13 protein-coding genes are annotated in these 24,349 nt (G+C 69.9%); 10 read left to right on the top strand and 3 right to left on the bottom strand.

Features of this window, described 5'->3' with window-relative positions; translation table 11 throughout:
• Nucleotides 1–235 precede the first annotated feature (235 nt).
• Nucleotides 236–4,159 carry a type VII secretion protein EccCa gene (eccCa, locus tag AB0J04_RS25805; protein WP_363170919.1) on the top strand — a complete coding sequence of 1,308 codons (3,924 nt, stop codon included), beginning with the start codon at nt 236–238 and terminating at the stop codon, nt 4,157–4,159.
• A 60-nt stretch (nt 4,160–4,219) separates the two neighbouring features.
• Here the strand turns inward: eccCa and AB0J04_RS25800 are convergent, their stop codons facing one another.
• Both AB0J04_RS25800 and AB0J04_RS25795 read right to left on the bottom strand, forming a co-directional pair.
• Complete coding sequence (locus AB0J04_RS25800; RefSeq protein WP_363170918.1) at nt 4,220–5,359, bottom strand: S8 family serine peptidase; 1,140 nt, start codon at nt 5,357–5,359, stop codon at nt 4,220–4,222.
• A gap of 107 nt (nt 5,360–5,466) precedes the next feature.
• A complete protein-coding gene (locus AB0J04_RS25795; protein WP_363170917.1) occupies nt 5,467–8,754 on the bottom strand; it encodes a right-handed parallel beta-helix repeat-containing protein in 3,288 nt (1,095 codons plus the stop codon).
• Between the two features lie 482 nt (nt 8,755–9,236).
• On the opposite strand from AB0J04_RS25795, the gene AB0J04_RS25790 reads away from it, so the two are divergent.
• Together AB0J04_RS25790 and AB0J04_RS25785 are read left to right on the top strand one after the other, a co-directional pair.
• Nucleotides 9,237–9,608: a hypothetical protein gene (locus tag AB0J04_RS25790; protein WP_363170916.1), complete on the top strand. Its 372-nt coding sequence runs from the start codon at nt 9,237–9,239 to the stop codon at nt 9,606–9,608.
• A 1,152-nt stretch (nt 9,609–10,760) separates the two neighbouring features.
• Nucleotides 10,761–11,468, top strand: a complete 708-nt coding sequence (locus AB0J04_RS25785) for a response regulator transcription factor (protein WP_363170915.1) — start codon at nt 10,761–10,763, stop codon at nt 11,466–11,468.
• A 12-nt stretch (nt 11,469–11,480) separates the two neighbouring features.
• Here the strand turns inward: AB0J04_RS25785 and AB0J04_RS25780 are convergent, their stop codons facing one another.
• Nucleotides 11,481–14,333: an AAA family ATPase gene (locus AB0J04_RS25780; RefSeq protein ID WP_363170914.1), complete on the bottom strand. Its 2,853-nt coding sequence runs from the start codon at nt 14,331–14,333 to the stop codon at nt 11,481–11,483.
• A gap of 759 nt (nt 14,334–15,092) precedes the next feature.
• On the opposite strand from AB0J04_RS25780, the gene AB0J04_RS25775 reads away from it, so the two are divergent.
• The 7 genes from AB0J04_RS25775 to AB0J04_RS25745 all read left to right on the top strand — a co-directional run bounded on the left by AB0J04_RS25775 (nt 15,093) and on the right by AB0J04_RS25745 (nt 24,206).
• Complete coding sequence (locus tag AB0J04_RS25775; RefSeq protein WP_363170913.1) at nt 15,093–17,783, top strand: LuxR C-terminal-related transcriptional regulator; 2,691 nt, start codon at nt 15,093–15,095, stop codon at nt 17,781–17,783.
• Between the two features lie 230 nt (nt 17,784–18,013).
• The gene (locus tag AB0J04_RS25770; RefSeq protein WP_363170912.1) at nt 18,014–18,532 is read left to right on the top strand and encodes a (2Fe-2S)-binding protein; all 519 of its coding nucleotides are present in this window, start codon (nt 18,014–18,016) and stop codon (nt 18,530–18,532) included.
• Nucleotides 18,533–18,534: 2 nt separating this feature from the next.
• Nucleotides 18,535–19,524, top strand: a complete 990-nt coding sequence (locus AB0J04_RS25765) for a xanthine dehydrogenase family protein subunit M (protein ID WP_363170911.1) — start codon at nt 18,535–18,537, stop codon at nt 19,522–19,524.
• Nucleotides 19,521–21,731, top strand: a complete 2,211-nt coding sequence (locus AB0J04_RS25760) for a xanthine dehydrogenase family protein molybdopterin-binding subunit (RefSeq protein WP_363170910.1) — start codon at nt 19,521–19,523, stop codon at nt 21,729–21,731. The genes AB0J04_RS25765 and AB0J04_RS25760 overlap by 4 nt, the downstream gene beginning before the upstream one ends.
• 19 nt (nt 21,732–21,750) lie before the next feature.
• Nucleotides 21,751–21,939, top strand: a complete 189-nt coding sequence (locus AB0J04_RS25755; RefSeq protein WP_363170909.1) for a hypothetical protein — start codon at nt 21,751–21,753, stop codon at nt 21,937–21,939.
• A gap of 205 nt (nt 21,940–22,144) precedes the next feature.
• Complete coding sequence (locus tag AB0J04_RS25750; RefSeq protein ID WP_363170908.1) at nt 22,145–22,939, top strand: alpha/beta hydrolase; 795 nt, start codon at nt 22,145–22,147, stop codon at nt 22,937–22,939.
• A 70-nt stretch (nt 22,940–23,009) separates the two neighbouring features.
• The gene (locus AB0J04_RS25745) at nt 23,010–24,206 is read left to right on the top strand and encodes an XdhC/CoxI family protein (protein WP_363170907.1); all 1,197 of its coding nucleotides are present in this window, start codon (nt 23,010–23,012) and stop codon (nt 24,204–24,206) included.
• The last annotated feature ends 143 nt before the right edge of the window (nt 24,207–24,349 follow it).

Here is a 24,349-nt window from a genome sequence, read left to right as displayed (position 1 = left end):
CCGGGCTTTGAATGTGCGTTGATCGGATGCAGACTACGTGCGCCGACCGCCGGCCCGGTGAACGGGCCGAGGAATTCTCTCCGGCCTGCCGGTTCGCATCCAATTCGTTGACCGATGTTCCTTTCCAGGCAGGGCGGTCATCCACTGAGGCGGCGCTTTCCCGCGGCCGCGATAAGGAGACAATCCGTTGAGTGTGGTTCTCTTCCGGCGTCCGGCTCGGCGTCGGGGTCCCGAAATGCCGGACGGCGAACTGAGTCTTCAGGAGCCGCCAGGACTGCCCGAGGTCCTCCCCGACAGTTCCGCGGTGTGGACGTATCTGCCGATGGCGATGATGTCCGCCTCGATGATGTTCATGTACCTGCGGCCCGGGAATGGTAACAACGCCTTAAGCTACGTGGCGCTCGGCATGATGCTCCTCGCCGCTGCCGCCATGCTGGTGGGGCAGTGGGCGCGCCGCAGCAGCGAGCGCAAGCAGCGGGTGCGCGGTGAACGGCGCGACTACCTGCGCTATCTGACGCAGATTCGCCGCCAGGTCCGCTCCGCCGTCGTCCAGCAGTATCAGGCGCTGGCCTGGCGCCATCCGGAGCCGGCGACGCTGCGCAGCCTGGTGCGTACGACGCGTCTGTGGGAACGCCGCGCCGCCGACGAGGACTTCGGTGAGGCGCGGATAGCCGTGGGCGACCAGCAGCTTGCGCTGCAGATGGCTCCGACGGCCACCAGGCCCGTGGAGGATCTGGAGCCGCTGAGCGCGCACGCCCTGCGTCGCTTCGTGCGGGCCTACACGACGGTACCCGACCAGCCGATCGCCGTGTACCTGCGCTCGTGGTCCAAGGTGCTGCTGCGCGGTGACGAGGCCGCGGGCCGCGACATGGTCCGCGCCGCCCTGTCCCAGCTGGCCGTCTTCCACGCTCCCGAGGAGCTGTGGCTCGCCCTGTGCGTGACGGACGAGCGACATGCCGAGTGGGAGTGGGCCAAATGGCTGCCGCACCATCTGCACCCGCACGAGCAGGACGGCGCGGGACCCGCACGAATGTTCGTCTCCACGGTCGAGGAACTTGACGACCTGCTGGGCGCCGATCTCTTCGAACGGCCCGTGTTCGACCCGGATGCCGTGCCCGGCCGGGACGAGCCCCTGGCCGTCGTGGTGGTCGACGGTGTGCAGATCACCACCGACCACCGCTTCAACGGCGCCGGGTTCCGCAACGTCGTGGTCGTGGACGTGTCCGGCAGCCTGGAGTGGCGGCCCGGCCGTACCACCCTGAGGCTGGACGTGCAGCGGGAGAAGGTCGCCCTGGTACGGACCGACAAGTCCCGCAAGGAGCAGACCACCGCCTTGGGCCGGCCGGACGCGATGGGCCCCCGCATGGCGGAGTCGCTGGCCCGCATGGTCGCTCCGTACCGGATGAGCCTCAGCACGGACACGTCGGAACCGCTCAGCACGGACGTGGAACTGACGGCCCTTCTGTCCATTCCCGACCTGCACCGCCACGACCCCCCGGTCCTGTGGCGGCGCGCCACCGGCGCCTCCCGGCTGCGGGTGCCGGTCGCGGTCGGCGTCGACGGCCGGCCCGTCGAACTCGACATCAAGGAGTCCGCCGAGGGCGGTATGGGGCCGCACGGCATGCTCATCGGGGCGACCGGCTCCGGCAAGAGCGAACTGCTGCGCACCCTGGTGCTGGCACTCGCCCTGACCAACTCCTCGGAGACCTTGAACTTCGTCCTCGTGGACTTCAAGGGCGGCGCCACCTTCCTCGGCCTGGACTCACTGCCGCACACCTCCGCGGTCATCACCAACCTGGCCGACGAGGTGGCGCTGGTCGCCCGTATGCAGGACGCGCTGCACGGCGAGCTGATACGCCGTCAGGAACTGCTGCGCAGCGCGGGCAACTACACCTCGGCGATGGAGTACGAGAAAGCCCGTGTCCAAGGGGCCGATCTGCCCCCGCTGCCGAGCCTCTTCGTCGTCGTCGACGAGTTCAGCGAACTGCTGGCGGCGCACCGGGAGTTCATGGAGCTGTTCGTCATGATCGGCCGGCTGGGGCGGTCGCTCGGCATCCATCTGCTGCTGGCCTCGCAGCGGCTGGACGAGGGCCGGATGCACCAGCTCGAAAGCCACCTGTCGTACCGCATCGGTCTGCGCACCTTCTCCGCCATCGAGAGCCGCGGCGTGCTGGGCGTGCCCGACGCCTACCAGCTCCCGCCGCAGCCGGGCGCCGGGTTCCTCAAGCACGGCACCGACGGCCTCATCCGCTTCCGCGCCGCCTATGTGTCCGGCCCCTACCAGCACCGGCGCACGGGCGCCGTCCAGGCCCGGGTCGCCAGCCAGATCGTGCCTTGGACGTCGAGCTGGGTAGTGCCCCGGGAGCCGGTCCGGGCGCCCGAGCCGGAGCCCCAGGGGAGCGAGGAGAGCACCGAGCCCCTGCTGTCCGTCGCCGTGGAACGCCTCCGGGACTCGGGTCCGCCCGCCCACCAGGTATGGCTGCCCCCACTGAACGAGCCACCGACCTTGGACTCCCTGCTGCCCCCGCTGACGGCCGTCGAGGGCCGAGGACTGGTCGCCGACGGCTGGAAGGGCACCGGTCGGCTTCGGGTCCCGGTCGGCATCATCGACAAGCCCTTCGAGCAGCGCCGCGACCAGTTGGTGGTCGACCTGTCGGGGGCCGGCGGGCACGTGGCGATCGCCGGTGGCTCCCAGAGCGGCAAGTCCACCCTGGTGCGTACGCTGATCTCCGCGCTGGCCCTCTCCCACACCCCGGCCGAGGTGCAGTTCTACTGCCTGGACCTGGGCGGCGGCACCCTGTCCCAGCTGGCCGGGCTCCCGCACGTCGGCGGGGTGGCCGCCCGGCTCCACACCGAGCGGATCAAACGCACGGTCACGGAGGTCACCTCAGCGCTCACGTATCGTGAGCAGTTCTTCGTCGACCACGGCATCGACTCGATGGCCACCTACCGCAGGCGCCGGGCCCGGGGCGACTTCCCCGACGAGAAGCACGGTGACGTGTTCCTGGTCGTGGACGGCTGGCAGTCCGTCCGGCAGGACTTCGACCACCTCCTCCCTGTGATGAACCGGATCGCCTCCCAGGGCCTCAACTACGGGATCCACCTGTTGGTGACCACCACTCGCTGGGTGGAGCTCTCCGCGCAGGTGCGCGACCAGGCGGCGACCAAGCTGGAGCTGCGCCTCGGCGACGGCATCGACTCCCTGGTCGACAACCGCAAGGCCAGGACGGTGCCCAACAACAGCGGACGTGGACTGACCTTCGGGGACAAGCTGCACTTCCTGACGGCCCTCCCCCGCATCGACGGGCGGCAGACCGCCGACGACCTCTCAGAGGGCGTCGCGGACCTGATCACCCGGGTCTCCGCGGCATGGCAGGGGCCGTCCGCTCCCGCGGTGCGCACGCTGCCCGCCAGGCTGCCCGCGCGGGAGCTGCCCGCCGTGCAGCGGGAGGGGGCGACGCTCAAGGTACCTCTCGGCCTCGACGAGGAGAACCTGACACCGGTGTGGCACGACTTCAGCCGCACGCCTCACCTGATGGCGGTGGGGGACACGGAGAGCGGCAAGACCAACCTGCTCAAGCTGGTCGTCCGCGCGGTCCTCGAGCGGTACACCCCGCAGGAGGCGCGCATCCTCACGGTCGACTACCGGCGCAGCCTGGCGGACGTGGTGCCCGACGAGTACCGCCTCGGTACGGCCGTGTCCGCGGACGCGCTGCGGGAACTGGCCTCCGGGGCGGCGAACGCACTGAAGCAGCGGCTGCCCGGGGCTGACATCACCCCGGCCAGGATGCGACTCGCGGACTGGTGGCAGGGCCCTCGACTGTTCGTCCTCGTCGACGACTACGACCTGCTGGGCACCACCGTGGACCACCCGCTGGCGCCGTTCTTCGAGTTCCTGGGGCTGGGTCACGAAGTGGGGCTGAACATGGTGGTGGTGCGCTCGGCGACGGGTGCGGCACGTGCCCTGTCCGATCCGCTCATGCGGCGGCTGGACGAGGCGAACACCCCAGGCCTGCTGCTGTCCTGCCCACCGTCCGAGGGCTATCTGTTCGGCAACTTCAAGCCGAAGAACCTGCCGCCCGGCCGTGGCCACTACATCGTGCGCCGCAAGCCGATGATGATCCAGACGGCGCTTCTGGAGGAAGAAGGGGAGTACTGACGGTCCGGGCGGGCCGGGGAGCGGGGGGCTGGGTGGGTACGTTGCCAGACCCCCGGTCCGTCAACCGGCCGCGTCCTCGGAACGCCGGCCGCGGGCGCGTACCGCCAGGGCCGCCCAGGCCACCGCACCCGTGGTGGCCGCCCCGGCACCGGCCAGCAGCGTCCCCCGGCGCACGGCGGCCTCGGTGGCCTCGTAGGAGGGCATCCGGGCCGGCGCGGGCGGCGGCGCCACGTCCGTGCGGCCGGATCCGGAGCTGCTCAGCGCCGCGTAGACGTCCATCCGGGGCACATCGGCGGGGTAGGCGTTCCTGACGAGCCGCTCGGCGGTCCCGGCGGCGGACAGGTCCGGATACCGGGCGCGCACCAGTGCCGCCGCACCGGCCACGAAAGCGGCCGCGAGCGAGGAGCCGTTGCCGATGAGGTGGCCCTTGCCGCGGGGGCCCACACCGATCACACCGCTGCCGGGCGCGGCCAGGTCGGCCCTCCTCGGTACCGCCGTGTCGTCCGGCACGGAGCCGTCCTCCGCCGTCCCCAGCACGGACAGTACGCCGAGCTGTGCCGCGGGCCAGTAGTCCTTGGCCGGCCCGGGACTCGTCCCGGACTTCAGCTGCGGTGCCGCGGCCGCCACGACCAGGGCGTCCTGCTTGGCGGCGTGCTCCACCGCGCGGGTCAGCCCCGACGATCCGCGGGCCAGTGCCGGACCCACCAGGATCACCTGGGCACCGGCGTCGGCGGCGGCCCGTATCCCCGCCGCGAGAGTGTCGGCGGTCGGGGTTCCGCGCTGGTCGGTGCCCCGCACGGCGAGGATCCGCGCCTGCGGCGCCACCCCGCTGAACCCGGTCCCGGATACGGGGGCGGCGGCCACCAGGCCGGCCAGGAAGGACCCGTGCCCGACACAGTCGCCGTCGCCGCTGACCGGCGTGACCCGGCCGACCAGCCGGGCGGTCCCGGTGGCGACGCCGGTGTCCACGACCGCGACCTTCACCCCGCTGCCCCGGCCGAACCGCCAGGACTGCTGAAGGTTCAGTGTCCTTTGATAGCGGGGCTCGGCCCGGACCGTCCGGGGGGAGGCCTCCGTGCAGGGGTCTCCCTCGGCGAGGACGGCGGGCATGACGGGCAGTTTCACCGACTCCGCGTGCGGGGCACCGACCACGGCCGCGAAGGCGGCCGAAGGCAGCAGGAGCGGCAGCGCGGCCGCCATGGACACAGCGGCTGTCAGGGGTCTGCCGGGCCGGGCGCGGCGGGTGACGGGCCGCGGTGCCGGGCCCGATGCCGGGGGCGTCGCGGCCCGGGTGCGTCCGGACACGTTCATTCCGCCATCGCCTCCGCCCCGGTCAGGTCCTCGGGGAGCAGGGTGCGCAGCTCTTCGAGCGACGGCGCCGACATCCTGCTCATCCGCCCCGCCTGCCGCGTGATCATGCCTTCCAGTACCCGGCGCGCGAGGCGCCCGTTGCCGAACGTACGGTCCCTGGGCAAGGAGTCGAAGTACGCCCGCAGTACCGAGGCGGTGCCGGGTGCACAGTCGTAGTGGGCCGCCGAGGCGTGCTGGCGCACGATGGTGACCAGTTCGTCGGAGGTGTAGTTGCCGAACTCCACGCTGCGGGAGAACCGCGACGCCAGGCCGGGGTTGGAGGCCAGGAAGCCGTCCATCTCCTCGGTGTAGCCGGCGACGATCACCACGACCTCGTCGCGGTGGTCCTCCATCAGCTTCAGCAACGTGTCCACCGCCTCGCGGCCGAAGTCCGCCGCGGAGGCGGGGGTGAGGGTGTACGCCTCGTCGATGAACAGCACGCCGCCCCGGGCCCGTTCGAAGGCCTCACGGGTGAGCTGGGCGGTGTGTCCGATGAACCGGCCTACCAGGTCGGCCCGAGCCACCTCGACGAGTTGGCCGCGGGGCAGCACGCCGAGGGAGACGAGCAGCTCCGCGTAGAGGCGCGCCACCGTCGTCTTGCCGGTGCCGGGGGGACCGGTGAAGACCAGGTGGTGGCTGAGGCGAGGTGCCGGCAGTCCGGCGGCCTCCCTGCGCCGCGCCGTCCCCAGCAGGTTGACGAGGTCGGTGACGTCCCGCTTCACGCTGTCGAGGCCGATCATCTCGTTGAGCCGCTCCAGGGGAGCTCCGGTTTCCGTCCCGCCGCTGCCGGCGACCTCGGCGGCCTCCCGCTCGCCGACGTCCACCGGGAGCAGCGTCGTCAGATCCCCGGGCTCGGGGGTGCGCATGGTGGACAGCCGGTATGCCTGCCGGTCCACCATTTCCTCGAACACCTGGCGTGCCGCACGGCCGTTGCCGAAGCTCGCGTCGCGGGGCATCCGCTCGAAGAGCAGGGTCAGGGCGTCCCGTGTGCCCTCGCCCAGTTCGTACTGGTGCGAGGCGCACATGCTTTCCATGATCGCGACGAGATCCGGCACGGTGTAGTTCTCGAACTCGATCGTGCGCGAAAAGCGGGACTGGAGGCCCGGGTTGGAGGCCAGGAACTGGTCCATGCGGTCGGAGTAGCCGGCCACCACGACGACCACTTCCTCGCGGTGGTCCTCCATCAGCTTCAGCAACGTGTCCACCGCCTCGCGGCCGAAGTCCGCGCCCGAGCGCCCGCTGTCCGACACGAGGGTGTACGCCTCGTCGATGAACAGCACACCGCCGAGGGCACGCTGGAACGCCTCGGTGGTCTTGATGGCCGTGCCGCCGATCACCTGGGCGACCAGGTCGGCCCGGGAGACCTCGACGAGATGTCCCTTCGGCAGAGCCCCGAGAGTGGCCAGGACCGAACCGTAGAGCCTGGCCACGGTGGTCTTGCCGGTGCCGGGTGGGCCGGCGAACACCAGGTGGCGGGCCATCGGAGGAGCCGGCATGCCCAGTTCGGCGCGGCGGCGCGCGAGTTGGGCGAGGCTCACCAGGGTGTGCACCTGGCGCTTGACGTTCTCCAAGCCGATGAGCCGGTCCAGGTCCGCCAGGGGCCCGAAGCCCTGGGCGCCCCCCGCCGGATCGAGGCTGTCCAGCGCCGTGTCGCCGTAGGCGTCCGGGGCGCCGTTGTCGGCGGAGGTCAGGTCCTCCACCGACAGCCGGTCGCCGGGCCGGGTCTGCAGCAGGCCGGCGCCCTGGTTCTCGCGGGCGGAGCATCCGGCGAGCGACACGGGCTCGGTGCTGTCCACCCGGAACCCGTCCCCGCCGCATCCACTGGCCTCCGAGGAGTTGAGCGAGGCGCGGGCGCGTTCGGCGATCATCATGCCGTGCTCGGCGGCCCGGTGCACGCGCAGCCGGTTCGCGGTGAGTTCCCCGCCCGTTTCGACGTGCACACCGATGCCGTTGGCACCGGTCACCGAGCAGTCCCGGACGGTGACCGCGCCCTCGGAGCCGACCACCAGCCCCTCGGCCTGCGGCTCCTCCACCTTGGCGCCGCCGATGTAGAGGTTGCCCCCGCCCGCGACGTGCACCGCCGCCTCGCCGGTCCGCTCGAGGTGGCAGTCCTCCAGCCGTCCGCGCCCGGAGTCCGTCACGTCCACGCCGCGGCCGCCGATCGAGCGGAGCCTGGCCCGCCGGATCAGCGGGTTGGCCCCGCCGGTCACGGAGATGGCAGTCCCCCGTATGTCCAGCATCTCCAGGCGGTCCAGTTCGGCGACGGCTCCCTCGTCGAACTTGGCGCCGGCCGCACTGTCCCGTACGGACAGGCCGATGAGGACCGGTGCCGCCGAGCCGCTCACCTGGAGGGCGGCGACCTCGGCGGACTCCAGCCAGCAGTCCTCGAAGGTGCCGCGGGCCCGGTCGGTGACGAGGAGTCCCGGCCCTTTGGTGCGGGCTGTGCGGCAGCGGCGCAACACCGGGTCACAGCCGCTGGACAGGACGATGCCGGCGGCGACGGTCGAGGTGATCCGCACCTCCTCCAGCTCGTTGCGAGCGTCGCTCGACAACTGCACGCCGGTACTGGTGTCGTGCACCACCGTGCGCAGTACTCGTGTCGTGCTGTGCTCCTCCAACGCGATGGCCGGTTTGTCGGTCGACGAGATGTCGCAGTCCTCCACAGAGCCCTGGGCGGAGCCGCTCGCGAGGACACCGTTGCCGCGGGCGTCCCTGATGCTGCATCCCCGTACGGTGATGCGACTCTGGTCGGTCAGGACGATCCCGGTGGTGCCCAGATGCTCGATGGTGGAGGACTCGACGGAGGACTCCTGGCCGGAGGTGTCGACCACACCCGCTCCGCGCGGGTTGCTTATCCGGCAGTCCCTCATGGCGAGTGCGCCGGTGTCCCTGGTCAGTACGGCCGTCCAGGCCGCGCCGGTTATCTCGCAGCCGTCCATCGCCAACTGACCGCGCAGCGCGGCCACCACGGGGACGTCCTCGTCCCGTCCGCGCAGGACGAGATCGGTCATCATCATGGCGTCCGCCTTCAGCACCACCGCGCTGCCGTCGGGCGGGCAGATGTGCACGGTGCCGCGGGCCTGCTCGGCGGCGATGGTCACCCGTGTCGTGATCACCAAGTTCTCGGGGTACTGGCCCGGCGCGACGCTGATCACGGCGCCGCTGCGCGCCCGGCTCAGCGCTTCGCCGAGTGTGCCGTAGGCACCGGGCCGCGACGGGTCGACGTGGAGTACCTGGCGTGACACGAGCGGGAACCTCCTCATAGCGGCACCGCGTGGCTCCCGGGGCCGGGGCCGGTGCCGGTGCCGGTGCCGGGTGTGACAGGGACCCATGATGCACGCACCGGTCAAGCGGTTCCCGTCGGGTCGATCGGCTCGTGCGGACCACTCGCATACCCTTCCACCTGCGGTGATGGTCGCTCGACGCCACTGTTCGACAACCCCTCGCCGTCCAGCGCCCGGGTGCTGCGCCGCCGCCGGACACGGCGGCCGGGTCATAAGGGCAACGCAGGAGGGAAGGAACGGGCAGCCGCCTGGACCGCAGGCGCCGACGGCACGAATCATGTCGTCAAGCCGCGTCGGCGCACCCTCCGCACGGGGCGTCGGTGTCACGCACCGCGCCCGCGGAGACACACCCCGTGCACCGACTGCCCAACAGTTCGTGTACGCGGACCCGAAAGGGTGAATGCGATCATGCGCTTGAAGACTTCGCGAAAGCGGCTACGCCTGTGGCGCTGCTGACCGCGGTCAGCGCCGGTCTGGCCACCCCCGCCTCGGCTGCTGAGGTCGGGACGACTGCCACCACGATCATCTTCAAATCCGGGCAGGCGTCGTTCGACAACAACCCGGGCAACGGCTCCGAGAGCCGGCTCTGGGCCTGGAGCTCGAGCGGCACCATCCGTGTGGAGTACCAGCACTACGACGACTCCGGAGGTTCACAGTCCGTCAACCCGGGCGGGAGGCGTGTCGATCAATCTGAGCAAGGACATCTGGCGTATCCGACTCTGCGCCCTTTCCGAGAGCAAGGCGCCTTGCAGCCCCTGGACCTGATCCAACCGGCCGATCCCCCTGGCAATGCACGCCTGGGCGCAGCCGGGTGAGCAGCTGTCGTCTTTCCGATCTTGAGCGGCGCTCATCGAACGGGAGTCTCGATCGGGTGATCGCGGCCGGTGCCGGGCCTGGGAACAGGGCCTCTTGGCAGCTCGTAGGGTGTCTATGCCAACGCGCTCACCAGGAAGCCCTGTTGTCGCAGTGGTACGCCACTGCGGAGGCGGGGTCCACCTCGCCCGCCCTCGCGTGTGTGCCGAAGCGCTGGGCCACTGGTCGCCGATCCGGCTCAGGACCCGCCGCCCGCATGTCGTTCGTATCCTGCGGCACTTCTCCTCGGCCGCAGCCAACTCGGCCTGGATCCTCGACCTCCCGGGGAGCGACGGCACAACAGGCCACGACTTCCACGCAATCACCTCACCGGCCCTATGTCTGACCAGCGAAAACACCGCTATCAGGTGAGGAGCCGGGTCACGGTGCGCCCGTGCGCCGCGAGTCCTCCTCCTGCACGGCGGCCATGGCGCCGGTCGGTCCCGGTGGAAAGAGCACCCGTGGGAGTTCCAGGTCATCGGAGGTTACCGTCGCCGCTCTTCGATCCTGGAGGCTCCTGGCACCCTCTCGGCCCGCCGGGTCTCCTTGATGAACTGGGCCGGCTACCGGGCGCTTCGCTGCCCACCGGGGCGGCAGAAGCACGCAAGCAGGACCGGGTGGCCGTACGGCCATCGGGGTGTGGCCGAACTGCCTGCCGCAGGGACGTTCCAGGCCTGCGCGGCACACGGCAGCCTGGCTGAGGAACCTCCGTTCGGCGCGGACCATGATCCGTTCCTGTTCCGAGCCGTAGCCGTAGCCGTAGCCGTGCTGTCCTGCTGTCCCGTGCGAGGAGGATCCGTCATGCCCGCCCATCTCTCCCGGCGTCCATGTCCAAGAGGTGGAAAGTGGCTCGCGTCCCGGACCGCCCATCCCACGGCCGACGGATCCCGGGTCCAACGGCCCTGGAACGCCTTGCCAGGAGTGGCACGAGCCCCGCACGGTCCGGGTCCTCCTACGTCATTGAGGTGCGACCGCCCTGCAGTCGGATCCGGAGATCTGCGTCATATCACGTATGGACGGATCGTCCTCCGCGAAGCAGGCTCTGTCTGGCGATCAAGGCCCTCCTTGTCCCCCACAGCTCCTTCTGGAGTCCCGAACGTCGCAGAGGCGCCCTCATGGAATCGAACCCCCAGTCCCGTACCCAATTACGGGAGTCTCACCACCGCTCGCGCACCGTCACGCCCAGCCGGGGCGACACGAACGTCGAGCGGCCGCCCACCGTTGCCGTCCGGGCCGGCGATCCAGTCACCCGTGAGGGCGTGATCGGGTACCTCCGCTCCCGTCCGCAGGTGGAGGTACTCGGTGTCGAGGAGCAGCCCAGAGCCGACGTGCTCGTCATCCTCGCGGACGACGTGATCTCCACGACGCTCGCCGGGATCAAGAGTGCTGCACTGGAGGCGACCAACCCGGAGATGCGCATCGTCCTGGTGGCCAACAGCATCACCGAGATCCAGCTGACCGGCGCGATCAGCCACGGGTTGGTGAGTTTCCTGCCCCGCCGGCAGACCGAGATGCACCACATCCTCGCCGCCATACTGAGCAGCCGGGCCAACCACGCCTACCTCCCGGCGACGCTCGTCCGCCGACTGGTCGAGGCGATGCGGATCCTGCAGTCCTCGGGAGCCCCGAAGTTCGCCCTCACGGAGCGTGAGATCGACATCATCAGGCTGCTCTCCGAGGGGTGGACGACGGAGCAGATAGCCGACAAACTCGGCTACTCGGACCGCACCATCAAGAACTCCCTCCACACCATGCTGACCCGGCTCGGGCTCCGCAACCGCGCCCACGCCGTCGGCTACGGAGCCCGGCTCGGGATCCTCTGACCGGCCCTGCGCCTACGCATCGTGCTTCTCGAAGCTCCGGAGCGCGTCGCGCAGTGCAGCGCGGGAGCTGATCCCCAGTTTCGGAAAGAGGTTGTACAGATGGGTACTCACGGTCCGCTGCGACAGGACGAGTTCGGCGGCGATCTGCTTGTTGCTCATACCGGTGGCGGCGAGTTCCGCGATCTCGAGCTCCCGGGAGGTGAGCGCCGTCGTCTCCACTGCCGGAGTCGCCTCGACGGGCACCCCGGCCGCCCTGCACGCGGCGCGGGCCCGCACCGACCACGGCTGCGCGCCCAGCCGCTCCAGCTCGTCCAGGGCGCATCGGAGCTGTTCGCGCGCGGCATCGATCTGCCCCCGACCGAACAGCCGCCGGCCGTAGGCCAGCCGGATACGTGCGCACTCGAAGGTGTAGCGGTCGGCGTCCGGCAGTGCCAGTGCCTTCTCGAACAGCCTTTCCGCCTCATCGTCGGTGGCTGCGAGCGCCGCGGCTCCGGCGACCAGGAGGGCGATCCTGGGTGAGAGCTCGCCGATGTCGGCTCGTTCGGCCGCGGCGACATGAGCGCGCGCCTCCTCGGTTCTGCCGGTCATGACGGCCGCTTCGACGAGGTCCAGAACCGACCACAGCGCCCAGGCCACATAGGCAGGGAACTCCCCCGGCGGGCTGATCCGAACGCAGTGCCGGTACGCCGTCTCGTAGTCGCCGGCTCCCAGCGCCAGCAGGGCACGGGTCTGCCGTACCATCACCTGTCCTGTGACCATGCCCTGGGGCACGGATGTCGCCACGATCTTGTCCGTCAGCGCCTGGACCGCCTCCGCACGCCCACGGCCCGCCTCGATGAAGGCCAGCTGGTACCGGATACGGCAGCCGAGCAGCGTATAGCCGAACTCCTCCGCCACTTCCAGGCACTCACGGAGCATGGCGCCCGCCTCGTCCCACTGGCCGGTGTGGTAGGCGTCCAGAGCGAGCAACAGGGTCGCGGCCGCCCAACTCGCGAACGCGCCGCCGGTGCGCGCCAGGCCGGCGGCGCGCGCGGCCTGCTCGCGGTAACGGCTGATGTCGTCGCAGAAGAGGGCGCTGCGGGCCATCTGCATGATGCGGCGCGGGTCCGTCTCGGCCGGGATGTCGTCGAAGGCCCGCCGGAGCCGCGGTATCACCGTGCGGCCGCGCCGAACCGGGTCACCCAGGGCGTCGAAACTCAATCTGGCGAAGTTCGAGGCCAGCCTGATCCGTTCGGCGACCTGGTCCCACAGCTCCCGTGTTCCGCCATAGCACGAGGCTTCGATCAACAGGAAGAAGAGCTCGTCCGTCAGGTCCTCGGCGAGGGCTCCGGGGGCTCCCCCCTCACCTCGGCCGAGAACGTTGTCGAGGGCACTCAGGAGCAGCCGGTGGGCCGCGCGGACATCGCAGTCGCGGTGAATCAGCCGGAAGGCGGCGGCGGAGGCCGCCCGAGCGGCGTCCTCGGGGCTCGCGTGCTCCCAGTAACCGCCGCTGTTCAGCACCTCGGCGGCGGCGTCCAGCTGACCTGCGTGGCTGGCCGCGAACGCGGCCTTGGCAAGCCTGCGGGACCGGTCCTCGGGCTGGAGGCTGAGACCGGAGGCATGGCGCAGCGCGCTGACGGCAGCAGTCGCCGCGCCGCGCCGCACGGCCCGGTGGGCGGCGCTCTCCAGCTTCCGGGCCACGACCTCGTCCGGTCCCAGGGAACCGGCGATCAAGTGCCCGATCTGGCGTTCCGGCTCATGGTCGAGGGCCGCGGCCAGGGCACGGTGCGCGGCGCGGCGCCGGTCGGGTGTCGCCAGCTGCACTGTCGCGGACCGCACCAGCGGGTGCCGGAAGACCAGTCGGTCGTTCCCGGTGTCCACCCGCACGAGCGCGGCGCGCTCTGCCGGGACGACGGCGCAGTCCGCGGCGGCGGCGTCCTCGGACAGTGCCGCCCAGATCGTACGGATGCTTCCCGTGGTTTCGAAGGCTGCCAGCAGCAGGAGGTCACGGGTGGTCTCCGGAAGGCTCCGGACCCGGCCGGCGTAGAGGGACTCCAGCCGGTCGCCCAGCGACAGCCAACCGGGCAGCTCCGCCCTACCGGACAGCTGCTCGTCGCTGAGCGAGGCCGGCAGTTCCAGCAGGGCCAGCGGATTTCCGGCCGCCTCGTCGAGGAGCCGCTGCCGTGCCGCCCGGGCCAGACCGGGAAAGCGGCTGTCCAGCAGTTCGGCCGCCGACCCGGCCTGAAGCGGTTCGACGCGGTACTCCAGCAGGGAGCTCCTGTCGATGGACGTCTTCCACTCCGAGCGCACCGCGCCGAGGAATCCGATCGGCTTCGGCGCGAGACGCCGAACGGCGAACGCGACGATGCGTGCGCTGACCTCGTCGATCCACTGGGCGTCGTCCACGACCAGCAGCACCGGGCCGTCGACGGCCAGAACGTGCAGGAGTTCCAGCACGGTCACCGAGACCACGAACTGGTCCGGTGCGGTGTCCTGAGAGAGCCCGAGCGCACGCTCGAGAACATCCCGCTGGCCGTACGGCAGCCGGTTGAACTCATCCCTCAGGCCGTACAACAGTTGGTGGAGCCCGGACAGCGGAAGGGTGACCTCGGACTCCACACCGGTGGCCCGCAACACACAGAATCCCGAGGCTCGGGCCTGCACCGCCACCGCGTCGAGCAACGCGGTCTTGCCCACTCCCGCGGCGCCGTGCAGCAGGACCGACGCAGCCAGACCTCCCTGTACCTGCTCGATCACTCCGCTCAGCATGGCAAGCTCGGTGGCCCGGCCGATCAACTGGGCATGGTCCGTGGGCGCCCGCTCCGAGCCTCCAGTGAACGCTTGCCGACGCCCGTCCGCCCAAAGGTTGTCCGGGTCACCCTGCATGCTCGGTCAGCCCCTGTACTTTCTGTACGGTGTCATCGCACTCCGGCAACGCCCCGGGGCAGCAATTCGACACAACTGGTCGGATACAACCTGCCTTTCGAGAATGCCATGCTCGTCCGAGTCGAGAAAATCGACCTGTTCAGGTGCCAACCGCAGAGGGTGTCCACGGCCCCGTCACGCCGTCCGGTCGCTGCGATGCCGTCATTACCGGTGCCTGACCGGAACCGGGCGCACGGAAGGTCTTCTCGGCACGAGCCGACCCTCGGCGGCACAGCGCGGAGTTGACCGTGTGCCTCGACCCGGTGAACCGCTACGGCGCCTGAGGCGGGCGGCGACTGCGGCGCGGCCCCTGCCGTCATCGTCCGCCGACACGAGGCATCGATCCGGCAAAAAGGGAAGCCTCCCCTTCCCGATCCTGCCGCCTTGCTGCCGCGGACCGTTCCGCCGGCCGTCGGCCTCATACGGTGTTCGACATGCGGGTCCGTTCGGTTTTCCCCGGCTGAGCCGGCCCGCACCGGAATTCCCGACGCCCCGGACCAAGTCGCGAGGAGGTACACGCTTGCCCAGCCATCGTCGCCGTAGACGCAGCAGCCCACCTGCGCATGGGTCCAGAGTCGTCCCACGGTCGCTGCCCGGGGCGTCAACCGCTGTCTTCGGGGACCCGCCTGGACCGTCTGAAAGGCTGACCCGCCGGTGACACGGTCGCGTGTCCCGGGGCGCGGTCGTGAATGCGAGCAGCTCGAGGAGCTGCTCGATGCCGTGCGCGGTGGTGAGAGCCGGGCGTTGGTCGTCCGGGGCGAGCCGGGTGCGGGGAAAACCTCGCTGCTCGAGTACCTGGTCGATCAGGCACGGGGATTCCACATTGCGCGTGTCACGAGTATTCAGTCCGAAATGGAACTGGCTTTCGCCGGACTGCATCAACTGTGCAGGCCCATGCTGGACCGGCTTCACAGCCTTCCGCCCGTGCAACGCGATGCCGTCAGCGGAGCATTGGGCCTGGGATCCGAACGTGCGCCTGACGGCTTTCTCGTCGCCTTGGGTGTCCTCGGCCTGCTTTCGGAAGTCGCCCGGGACCAGCCGTTGCTGTGCGTCGTGGATGATGCCCAGTGGCTCGACCGTGCCTCCATGCAGACGTTGGCCTTCACGGCGCGACGCCTGGTCGCCGATTCGGTGGCCATTGTCTTTGCGGCTCGAGTGTCCGACGAAGTGCCGCCCGGCACAGCGGAGCCCACCGGCCTGCCCGAGCTGCTGATCGAAGGGCTGCCCGACCATGAGGCGCGGTCTCTGCTGCGCTCCGTACTGCCGGGCCCGTGGGACGAGCATGTGCTCGGGCGCATCGTCGCAGAGACGCGGGGCAACCCGCTCGCACTTCTGGAATTGCCGAAGATGTCGACCCCGGTGGAACTGGCGGGTGGTTTCGGCCTGCCGAGTGCGCGGCCTGTCAGTGACCGGATTCAGGCGGCTTACCTGCAGACGATCGCAGGCCTTCCGCGGGAGGCACGGCGGTATCTGCTGGCCGCCGCGGCAGATCCGACGGGCGAGCCGGCTCTGCTCTGGCGTGCGGCTGAGCAGTTGGGGATCGACATCGAAGCGTCCGGGCCCGCCGTGGCAGCCGGTCTGGTCAAGATCGGCGAGCGGGTGACGTTCTTTCATCCGATGGTGCGCTCGGCCGTCTACTGGGCGGCGTCGCCTGAAGAGCGGCGTGGCACGCACCGGGCGCTGGCAGACGTGACCGATCCAGGAGCAGATCCCGACCGCCGCGCCTGGCATGCGGCGCACGGCGCTTTCGGCCCTGATGAGGCAGTCGCGGCAGAACTCGAGCGCTCGGCCGGACGGGCACGCACGCGCGGTGGGGTTGCGGCGACCGCTGCCTTCATGACCCGCGCAGCGGACCTGACCCCTGATCCGGCTCGCCGTCAGGAGCGGGCACTGGCCGCCGCGCGAGCGGCACACGAGGCGGGAAATCCCGACATCGCCTTGCGGCTGCTGTCCATCGTCGAAGCAGGGCCCCTCGACGAACGACGGCGTGGTGAAGTGGACCTGGTGCGCGCGCTGATCGCGTTCACCACGAACCGGGGCAGCGAGGCTCCCGTTCTGTTGCTCAAGGCCGCGAGTCGGCTCGCACCTCATGACGTGGCACTCGCCCGGGAGACGTATCTGGAGGTAATCAACGCGGCGATTTTCGCCGGCCCCCAGGCCTACGGCGACCAGAGGTACGAAGTGGCCAGAGCGGCACGCTCGCTGCCCACCCCGCATCCTCCTCGTCCGGCGGATCTCCTGCTCGACGGGATAGCGGAACGGATCGTCGAAGGCCATGCCGGCGCGGTCCCCGGCCTGCGACTGGCCCTGCGTGCCTGCCGTGGGCCGGGCCTCTCCCCACAGGACGGACTGCGCTGGTTGTGGCTCATTTGTGTGACCGCCGTGGGGGTGTGGGACCACGAGACGATGTCTGTTCTGACCGCCCGCCATCTTGAGCTCGCCAGGAACGCCGGGCAGGCCACAGCGCTCCCGTTGGCACTGACCATGCGCTGTGTGGTGCATGTACTCGACGGCGAACTGGCGAAAGCCGCGGCGCTGGCGGAGGAGGCGCAGACCGTCTCCGAGGCGGTCGGAACGGCCGCCCCGATCTACGGCGCACTCTTTGTCGCCGCATGGCGAGGCCGGGAAGCGGAATGCATCGACCTGAGCAAACGCGCCGGTGAAGGGGCAAGCCGCCGGGGCGAGGGCGTGGGACCGGTGGTCAGCGGGTGGGGCAGAGCCGTGCTCTACAACAGCCTCGGCAGGTACGCGGAGGCGGCGGAAGCGGCCGCCACAGCCACTCGGGAGTATCCCCGACTGGAGATGGGCATCCCGACCTGGTCGCTTGTCGAGTACATCGAGGCGACCGCCCGGCAAGGAACACCAGGCCCCGCGCTTGCCGCCCTGGACCGCCTCGTCGAGGTGACCCAGCCGAGCGGCACGGACTGGGCCTTGGGCATCGAAGCCCGCTCGCGCGCCCTCCTCAGCGAAGGCACAGAGGCTGAAGGCCACTACCTGAAGGCGATCGACCGGCTCAGCCGCACCTCTGTCCGCGGAGAACTGGCCCGTGCCCGCCTCCTCTACGGTGAGTGGCTACGTCGCGAGAGACGCCGTCAGGCAGCCCGCGAACAACTGCGCATGGCACATGAACTCTTCGTCGCGATGGGCATGGAGGGCTTCGCTCAGCGAGCGATACGCGAACTGGCCGCCACCGGTGAAAACGTCAGGAAACGCACCGTCAGCAGCAAGAGTGAACTCACTCCCCATGAGGCCCAGATCATCAGATTCGTTCGCGAGGGTCTCACCAATCCAGAAATCGCATCCCGGCTTTTCATCAGCCCGCGCACTGTCGAATGGCATCTGCGCAAGATTTTCGGGAAGCTCAGGGTCACTTCACGCAAACAGCTCCAAGCGCACCCCTCGCTGCGGTGAGCAAGCCCGTGGCTTCGACCGCCGTCCACACCCCCTGGCCGCTTTGAAACCGCAGGCTGAACCCGTCTTTCCCCTCCACCCCCAGGGACTCGACCAGTGTGCCACCCGGGTTCGAACAAGCGTCCCGACCGGGAATAGTTGTCGGCGTCTCCGACGCAATGATCTCGACCGAAGTCAAGAATTTTTTATCTGTCGCAGACGATGTCTCCCGGACTCAGAATTGAGGGTCTATGAAGCAGGTAGGGACCGAGACAGGCCTATCCGGCCAGTTGCCCACCGGGCTGCCGCACGTGGATATCACGCTGAATGTCAACGGCACCTCCCATTCTCTCCATGTCGACGCACGCGTCACGCTGCTCGACGCTCTGCGCGACCACTTGGGTCTCACCGGCGCGAAGAAGGGGTGCGACCAGGGCGCGTGCGGTGCCTGCACGGTGATGGTCGACGGCAAGCGTGTGGTGTCGTGTCTCGCACTGGCCGCCCAGTACGAAGGGCGCGAGGTCACCACCGTCGAAGCCCTGTCCAGCGACGGCGAGTTGCATCCCGTCCAGGCGGCCTTCGCCCGACATGACGCGTTCCAGTGCGGTTACTGCACCCCGGGGCAGATCATGTCCGCGGTCTGCCTCATCGCGGAGGGGCGCGCCACCTCGGATGAGGAGATCCGCGAGTTCATGAGCGGCAACCTCTGCCGCTGCGGCGCCTACCCGAACATCCGAGCGGCCATTCGCGAAGTGACAGCGGAGAGTTGACGATGCAGCCCTTCCAGTACGCCCGGGCCACCGATGCCGAGCAGGCCGTGGCCGTCGTGACCGCCGATCGGCACACGTCCTTCCTCGCCGGCGGCACCACACAGTTGGACCTCATGAAGGACGGCGTTCTCCACCCCGAGCGGCTCGTCGACATCACCGGCCTTCCGCTCGGCGGCATCACACACACCGAATCGGCCGTCCGGGTCGGCGCGTTGACGACGATGGAGGAACTCGCCGCGGATCCCCTGGTCAGGGAACGGCTTCCCTTCGTGCGCGAGGCACTGTTGCTCGGAGCGTCGGTCCAACTGCGCAACATGGCCACGATCGGCGGCAACCTGCTCCAGCGCGCACGGTGCCGGTACTTCAGAGACCCCACCGTGAGCGCCTGCAACAAGCGCGCCCCCGGCTCAGGGTGTGCCGCCATCACGGGCATCCACCGCATGCACGCGATCCTGGGCACAAGCGAGAACTGCATCGCCCTGCACGCCTCGGACGTCGCGGTGCCCCTCGCGGCGCTCGACGCGACAGTCCATGTCCAGGGCGTGGACGGCGTCCGGTCGTTTCCGCTGACGCAGTTCTACCTCCCGCCCGGCGACACACCGCACGTCGAGAACGTGCTGCTGCACGGTGAGCTGATCACCGCGGTCGAGATCCCGCTCCTTCCCGCGAACGCGCGGTCGCACTACCTGAAGGTCCGGGACCGTGTCTCCTACGAGTTCGCGCTGACCTCGGCCGGCGCGGCCCTGGTGATCGAGAACGGCGTCATCCAGGAGGCGCACGTGGCCCTGGGCGGGGTCGGCACCGTCCCCTGGCGGTGCTGGGACGCGGAGGAGGTCCTCAGCGGGGCCCCGGTCGGCCCCGACGTCTTCCGTGCGGCGGCCGAGGCGGCCTTGCAGGGCGCCAGGCCGCTGCCCGGGACCGCGTTCAAGGTGGAGCTGGCCAAGCGCACGCTCGTGCGCACCCTCGAGACCGTTGCAGGAGCGTCGTCATGACCACTCTCGAAACCGGTGGGATCGTGGGTGCCGGCCTCGACCGCGTGGACGCGCCGCTGAAGGTGACCGGGTCGGCCCACTACCCCAACGACTTCTCCCTCCCCGGCATGGTGCACGCCGCCCTGGTGGGCAGCACCATCGCCGCGGGACGCATCACCGACATCGATGTCTCCTCGGCCCTGGCGGCGCCGGGCGTGCTGGACGTCATCACCCATCTGACCGCGCCGAAGCTGGAGCGCGGCCCGATGACGCTGCTGGGCGGGTCACCCCCGGCCCCGCTGCAGGACGACCGCGTCCTGCACTACGGGCAGCACATCGGGATCGTCGTGGCCGAGAGCCCGGAGCAGGCCCGGCACGCCGCCCGGCTGGTACGGGTCGAGTACGAGACGGGCAAGGCAGTGCTCGACGTGGACGACCCCCGCGCCGAGATCCTCACCAACCCCTGGGGGCTGGACACCGAGCGCGGTGACGTGGTCGCCGGGTTCGCGCAGTCCGACGTGGTGATCGAGGGGACCTACACCACCCCCGACAACACCAACAATCCGCTCGGCCTGATGACCACGCTCGCCTCCTGGCACGGGGACGCGGTCACCCTGCACGACTCCACGCAGTGGCCGCACAACGTGCGTACCTCACTGGCCACGATCTTCAAGGTCCCCGAGAGCGGCATCCGAGTCCTCGCCCCCTTCGTCGGCGGCGGCTTCGGCGCCGGCCTCAGGGTGTGGTCCCACGTCATTCTCACCGTGCTGGCCGCCCGTCAGGCAAAGCGGCCGGTCAAGCTGGTCCTGACCCGGCCCGAGATGTTCTCCTCAGTGGGGCACCGGCCCAACAGCGTCCAGCAGATCAAGATCGGTGCCACCCGTGACGGCACCCTCGTCGCCATCGAGCACCACGGCATCTCGTCCGTGGCGATGGAGGACGACGACTACGAACCGGTCTCCTACGGATCGGCCCATTCGTACGCCTGCCCCAACGTGCTGACCCGAGACCGGCAGGCACGCCTGAACATCCCCTGCCCGGGCTCCATGCGTGCGCCGGCCGAGGCCCAGGGAAGCTTCGCCCTGGAGTCCGCCATCGACGAAGTCGCCCACTCCCTGGGCATGGACCCGCTCGACATCCGCCTGCGCAACTATGCGGAGAAGCACCCGATCCTGGGCCTGCCCTGGTCGAGCAAGGCCCTGAGGGAGTGCTACACCGAGGGCGCCGAGCGGTTCGGCTGGTCACGCCGCACACCGGAACCGGGCTCCATGCGCGACGGCCGCTGGCTCGTCGGCTACGGCGTGGCCGGTGTGTCCTATCCCTTCTTCCAGGCGCCATGCCAGGCACGAGCCTCCGTACGCCGTGACGGCTCGGCATACGTCCGCAGCGCCTCCACCGATATCGGCACCGGCACCTACACGGTCATGACCCAACTGGCGGCGGGGCTGCTCGGCCTCGACGTCACCCGCGTGCGTTTCGATCTCGGCGACTCCGACATGCCCTACTCGCCCATGGCCGGCGGATCGGGCCTCACCGGAGCTCTCGCAGGCGCCGTGCACACCTCCTGCCGGCGTCTGGTGCAGGAATTCCTCGACGTGGTGGGCACCGACAGTCGGTCTCCTCTGCGCGGAGCCATGCTCGATGACGTGACGGTCACCGACGGGCGCATCCACCGCATCGCTGACCCCGAACAGGGCGAGTCGTACGTCGACATCCTGGCCCGCCACGGCCTGGAGGAACTCAGCGCCGACGGCAGAAGCACACCGCCGCAGACAGACGAACTGGGCATGGCCATCGCCGGCGCTTTCGGGGCGAAGTTCGTCGAGGTCCGCATCGACCTCGACCTGGGGCTGCTGCGCGTGGCACGGGTGGTGTCCGTCATCGACGGCGGGCGCATCCTCAACGAGAAGACCGCCACCAGCCAGATCGTCGGCGGCACGGTGGGCGGCATCAGCCAGGCGATGTTCGAGGAAACGGCCACCGACCGGGGAACCGGGCGCATCGCCAACGCGACGTTCGGCGACTACCTCATGCCCGTCAACGCGGACGTTCCCGACATGGAAGTGCTGTTCGTCGGCGGCCCCGACCGGGCAACTCCCGTCGGCACCAAGGGAGTCGGAGAGGTCGGACTGGTCGGACTGGCCGCGGCCATCGGCAACGCGGTCCACCACGCCACAGGGCGCCGTATCCGCTCCCTGCCCATCACCATCGACCAGTTGATGCTCTGACCGTCCGGAGGACGTCGCTGTGAGCCCAGGTGTCGTCACCGACACTCCGTCGGCGGTTGCCGAGGCTACCGCGAACCCGCCGTACCTGTTCGGCCTCGGCCCGGCGCAGGGCTGCAAGAGCGACGAGAAGGTTCAGTCCGGCGCGATCGCCACGGCGGCCATCATCCTGGCCATCGGCACCCTGCGCGCCGCGCTGCACAGCAACTGACAGCTCCGCGTCCGGCAGGCCCGGGACACGCTCCCCGTTTGCCGCCCTGCTTACCGATCAGGCCGTCTGCCTCTTCCTGACGTGCGACAGCGTCCTGCCCACTCGCCATGTCCTCTGTTCGGACACGGCTGAATCCTCTGCCTCGAAAGGGCCTTCCATGAACCTTCGTTCTCCTTTCCGACGTGCCCGCACCCCTCTCGCCCTCATGGCCACCGTCACGGTCGCCGCCGGCCTCCTCGCCGCGTCGGTCGGCCCGGCGAGCGCCGGCAAGGCCAATGCCCCGCAGCACCGCAAGCCGACCGTCGTCCTCGTCCATGGCGCCTTCGCCGACTCCACCAGCTGGAACGGCGTCGTCAAGCAGCTGAAGCGGCACGGCTATCCGGTGGTGGCCGCGGCCAATCCGCTGCGCGGGCTGAGCAGCGACGCCGCGTACATCAAGGATCTGCTGGCCGGCATTGACGGGCCCGTCGTGCTCGCCGGGCATTCCTACGGTGGAGCGATCATCAGCAACGCCGCCTACGGTGTCGACAACGTCAAGGCGCTCGTGTACATCGCCGCCTTCATCCCCGAGAAGGGTGAGAGCGCGGCTGAGCTCGCGGCCAAGTTCCCCGGCAGTACTCTCGGCGAAACTCTGCGCCCTGTTCCGGTCTCCCTGCCGGACGGCTCCGAGGGGACGGACCTCTACATCGAACAGAGCAGGTTCCACGACCAGTTCGCCGCGGATGTTCCCGAGGACACCACGGACCTCATGGCGGTTGCTCAGCGTCCGGTGACCAGTGCCGCACTGGAGGAGGCTGCCTCCGAGCCGGCCTGGAAGACCATTCCGTCCTGGGTGCTGGTGGCCACCGAGGACCTGAACATCCCGCCGCAGGCACAGAGATTCATGGCCGAGCGTGCCAAGGCGCACACGGTGGAAGTCGGGGCCTCGCACGCGGTGAGCGTGTCACGCCCCAAGGACGTCGCCGACATCATCGAGACGGCGGCACGGACGGTCCGCTGACCGACGCACTCGACAGGCGGGGCGGCGAAGACCTCACACCTGCAGGGGCTGACAGACGCCAAGGAGAAACATGCTGGATATCGCTGAAGAGCTGCAGCAGTGGGTGGAGCAGGGACGTGACTTCGCCGTCGCCACGGTTGTCGCGGTCAGCGGCAGCGCACCTCGCGCGCCTGGTGCCGCCCTCGCCGTGGATGACGAGGGAACGGCCATCGGATCGGTCTCCGGAGGCTGCGTGGAGGGCGCTGTGTACGAACTGTGCCGGCACGCCCTGAAAGACGGCGAAGCCGTACTGGAACGTTTCGGCTACAGCGATGAAGACGCCTTCGCCGTCGGTCTGACCTGCGGGGGTGTGATTGACATCCTGGTCATGTCGGCCCGTGTCGGTGATCCAGGGCGACAGGTGATCGCGGCCGCCTTGTCCGCCGTCCGCGCGGGCGAACCCGTGGCACTGGCCCGCGTTGTCGACGGACCCGCGGAACTGATCAGCCGCGGGTTGGCGGTCCGGTCCGACGGCTTGTACGAGGGAACACTGAGCGACAAGGCTCAGTTGGCGGGCGCCGTGGCGGCACAGGCACGGACCATGCTGGACGCCGGGCGTACGGGAACCGTTGTGGTGGGGGCGGACGGCTCCTCCTGCGGTCAGCCGCTTACGCTGCTGGTCGAATCCAGCGCCCCGTCCCCACGCATGATCGTCTTCGGCGCGATCGACTTCGCGGCCGCCCTCGTACGGCTGGGCAAGTTCCTCGGCTACCGCGTCACCGTGTGCGACGCACGGCCGGTGTTCGCCACCAAGGCTCGGTTCCCGGAAGCAGACGACGTCATCGTCGACTGGCCACACCGCTACTTGGAGACCACTGAGGTCGACAACCGGACGGTGCTGTGCGTTCTCACGCATGACGCGAAGTTCGACGTGCCACTACTCAAGCGCGCGCTGAAACTTCCGGTTGCGTATGTGGGAGCCATGGGATCCCGGCGCACGCATGAGGACCGCACACGGCGACTGCGCGAAGTCGGCGTGACAGACCGGGAGCTGAACCGACTGCGCTCACCGATCGGTCTGGATCTCGGTGCGCGCACACTGGAGGAGACCGCCCTGTCGATCATTGCCGAGGTCGTCGCCGACCGGCAGGGAGGCTCAGGTCTGCCGTTGACGAGTACGAGCACGCCGATTCACCGCGGCACGATGGTCGTCTCCGCTCGGACCGTGCTGCAGCAGCCCACGCCGACGGCAAGCGCTCGCCTTTCCGACAGGAGTGCCGGCGGTTGAACCGTGCCGGGCCATGGAGGCTCCGGCTGGCCCCGAGCAGATGGGCGACAGCCGCTCGCTCGGCACCCGCGGCGGGCGGGGGGGCGGCGGGGCGGCGGGCGGCGCGGCCCGCGGGGGTGGGGGGGGGGGGGGGGCCGCCCCCC

It is taken from the genome of Streptomyces sp. NPDC050263 (assembly GCF_040655955.1).
Lineage (GTDB): Bacteria > Actinomycetota > Actinomycetes > Streptomycetales > Streptomycetaceae > Streptomyces.
Note: the sequence above shows the minus strand (reverse complement) of the source record. Positions and strands in the feature narration are given on the sequence as shown.

Bases quoted from the DNA above. Each gene is read 5' to 3' on its own strand.
- eccCa (WP_363170919.1), top strand. From the start codon at position 236: ATGCCGGACGGCGAACTGAGTCTTCAGGAGCCGCCAGGACTGCCCGAG.
- AB0J04_RS25800 (WP_363170918.1), bottom strand. From the start codon at position 5,359: ATGGCGGCCGCGCTGCCGCTCCTGCTGCCTTCGGCCGCCTTCGCGGCC.
- AB0J04_RS25785 (WP_363170915.1), top strand. From the start codon at position 10,761: ATGGAATCGAACCCCCAGTCCCGTACCCAATTACGGGAGTCTCACCAC.
- AB0J04_RS25780 (WP_363170914.1), bottom strand. From the start codon at position 14,333: ATGCAGGGTGACCCGGACAACCTTTGGGCGGACGGGCGTCGGCAAGCG.
- AB0J04_RS25770 (WP_363170912.1), top strand. From the start codon at position 18,014: ATGAAGCAGGTAGGGACCGAGACAGGCCTATCCGGCCAGTTGCCCACC.
- AB0J04_RS25765 (WP_363170911.1), top strand. From the start codon at position 18,535: ATGCAGCCCTTCCAGTACGCCCGGGCCACCGATGCCGAGCAGGCCGTG.
- AB0J04_RS25760 (WP_363170910.1), top strand. From the start codon at position 19,521: ATGACCACTCTCGAAACCGGTGGGATCGTGGGTGCCGGCCTCGACCGC.
- AB0J04_RS25750 (WP_363170908.1), top strand. From the start codon at position 22,145: ATGGCCACCGTCACGGTCGCCGCCGGCCTCCTCGCCGCGTCGGTCGGC.
- AB0J04_RS25745 (WP_363170907.1), top strand. From the start codon at position 23,010: ATGCTGGATATCGCTGAAGAGCTGCAGCAGTGGGTGGAGCAGGGACGT.